At 64.8% G+C, this 2910-nt stretch carries 2 protein-coding genes; both read right to left on the reverse strand.

The features are described from left to right. Positions 1-27: 27 nt before the first annotated feature. Positions 28-1887, reverse strand: a complete 1860-nt coding sequence (locus EN893_RS26870) for an ABC transporter ATP-binding protein (RefSeq protein WP_127268268.1) — start codon at positions 1885-1887, stop codon at positions 28-30. Positions 1888-2024: 137 nt separating this feature from the next. Beyond that, on the reverse strand, positions 2025-2910 hold an 886-nt coding region (locus EN893_RS26875; RefSeq protein ID WP_128361906.1), incomplete at its 5' end, for a glucokinase.

A 2910-nucleotide genomic window follows, 5' to 3' on the forward strand; every position in this document is an offset into this window, starting at 1 on the left:
CCACCAGGCCCATATCGCCTGCTTCGCTCATGTGCTCCTCACAGCAGTCTTCTTCGCACGCGTGGCCCGGACCGGAGTTTGGATCGGCTCGCGGTCCTCGACAAGCCCCAGTCCCTTCTTGCCCTGGATGCGGTGGAAGCGGGAATAGATGCTGTCCGGGTCGGCCATCAGCGTCGCATGGGTGCCTTCCTCGACCAACCGTCCCTCTTCCAGCACGATGATGTGGTCGGCATTGACCACCGTCGACAGCCGATGCGCTATGACGATGGTGGTGCGGCCTTGCATGACTTGGGTCAGCGCTTCCTGGACGCGCGCCTCCGCCTCGTTGTCGAGCGCCGATGTCGCCTCGTCGAGCAGCAGGATCGGTGCCTGGCGCACGATGGCGCGGGCGATCGAGACGCGCTGGCGCTGGCCGCCGGAAAGGGTCGAGCCGCCTTCGCCGACCGGCGTGTCGTAACCTTGCGGCTGCTGGCGGATGAACTCGTCGGCTGCCGCCTGTTTCGCCGCCTGCTCGATCTCGGCGTCCGTGGCCGACAGACGGCCGTAGCGGATGTTGTCGCGGATCGTGCCTTCGAACAGATAGGGCGCCTGCGCCACATAGGCGATCGACTGCCGCAGCGAATGCTTGGTTACCTTCGAGATGTCCTGGCCATCGACCTCGATGCTGCCCCGGTCGACGTCGTAGAAGCGCTGCAAGAGGGCCACCAGCGTCGATTTGCCGGCGCCCGACGCACCGACGATCGCCGTCACCTTGCCGGCCGCGGCGGTAAAGCTCAGGTCCCTAAGCACCGGCATGTCGGCGCTGTAGCCGAACGTCACATTGTCGAAACGCACCTCGCCGGTGGTGATCCTCGCCTCGACGGCATCGGGTGCGTCGCCCTGTTTCGGCTCCAGGTCGAGCAACTCGTAGATCATGCGCGCGTTGACCAGGGCACGTTCCATGCCCACCTGTGTGCGCGCCAGGCGTCTTGCCGGATCGTAAGCCATGATCAGCGCGGTGATGAAGGAGAAAACCGCGCCCGGCGGCTGCCCAAGATACAACGCCCGGTAGCCGGAATAGGCAAGTACGGAGGTGATGGCGAGACCGCCCAGAATCTCGGAAATCGGCGACAGCCGCTCCGAGACGCGGGCGATCTTGTTGTTACGCTGCTCGGCCGTGTCCGCCATGATGCCGATGCGGCGCGCCAGCTCGGCCTCCAAGGTGAAGGCCTTGACGATGGCGATGCCTTGCGTGGCTTCCTGCACGGACCCGTTCAGCCGCGAATTGATCAGGACGGATTCCCGGTTGATACGCCGCAGTCGGCGGGTGATATAGACGACGGCCCAGATCAGTGGAGGGCCGATCAGCAGCGAGCTGAGCGACAACACCGGATCCTGATAGATCATCACGCCGACGAGAGCGACCAGCGTGACCGCGTCGCGGCTGATGGAGGTCAGTGTCAGCGACAGCAGATCGCGAACGCCGCCGACATTCTCGCTGACCTGTGCCGCCAGCCGACCGGAACGCGTATCGTTGAAGAAGTTGACGCCGAGCTTCATCAGATGGTCGAAGCTACGCTTCTGGTAGCGCGCGACCAGATTGTTGCCGATACTGGCCAACGCGACTGCTTGGCCGTAACCGGCGAAGCCGCGCAGCAGGGAGGCCCCCATGAAACCGGCGCAGATCAACCAGAGCATATCGCCGCGTCGTTCGTAGAAGATCTGGTTGATCATCGGGGCCATGATCCACGCCGTGAAGGCGGTGGTGCCGGAAACGATCAGCAGGCAAGAGACGGCGACGACATAGGTCCAGCGATACTCTTTGCCGTTTTCAGCGAGGATGCGGCGGAGCACCGCTGTGACCTCGCCGGGCCGGGCTTTTTGTTTGTTTGGAGCTTCAAGTGTCAAATCGGGAGCGCTTTGTGGTTTTCCGCCTCGTGGGACCGGGGCTGCAAATTCGGCACCCCTCTTAACGCCCTGCGGCCTGATTGCCTATGCCCGCACCTGATTAACTTCGTCGCGGGGCGCGAGCGCTTCGCTGGCTTTCAGGCCTGCCAGCGCCGGCCCTCCGTCTGGACACCGAACAGCAAGGGGTTCCTGGCATAGGCGGCAAGGCCCAGAAGTGCGGCCAGCGGGTGGGTGATGACGTAGACCGGCATGGTGCGCATCATCGCGCTGTGCGGCGCCTTGTCCTCGAAAGCGGCGCGGAAATTGCCGGCTTTCAGCGCCGGCACGATCTTCTGCGCGATGCCACCGGTGAGGAACACGCCGCCGCGGCTCATGAACACCAGAGCAAGGTCGCCTGCGGTGCGCCCAAGGCAGGTGACGAAAATCTCCAGCGCTTCCACTGCAACCGGATCGGTTTTCGCAAGTGCCGCGGCAGTGATCTCGGCCGGCGTGGTGAAGGGCGACGGCTTGCCGTCCGCCTTGGCCACCGCCCTGTAGACATTGACCAGACCGCGTCCGCACAGGATCTGCTCGCCCGAAACGCGGCCTTCGAGCTTCTCGATATGCGGAAAAACCTCGAAATCGCGCGGTGTGCGCGGGCCGATGTCCATATGGCCGCCCTCGCCGGGCACCGGTATCCAATGGTGCAGCGCATGGACCAGCCCGGCGACGCCGAGCCCGGTTCCGGGGCCGAGCACGACGCGCCCGGCATTGGGCTCCGGCGTGCCGCCGCCGATCTTTTCCATGTGCTCCTCGCCGAGCGCAACGACGGCCAGCGCCTGCGCCTCGAAATCGTTGAGCACGACGATGTCGCTCAGGCCGAGGCTGGCGAACATTTTCCTCGGCTTGACGATCCAGGGGCAGTTGGTCAGCTCGATCTCGTCGCCGTCGACCGGGCCAGCCACCGCCAGCACCGCCGATTTGGGACGCACCGACGAGCGGTCGAGCACGGCCGCCTGGATCGCCTCGTCGATGGTGTTGTAG

The sequence above is a fragment of the Mesorhizobium sp. M7A.F.Ca.CA.004.04.2.1 genome, assembly GCF_004022825.1.
Classification (GTDB): Bacteria; Pseudomonadota; Alphaproteobacteria; order Rhizobiales; family Rhizobiaceae; genus Mesorhizobium.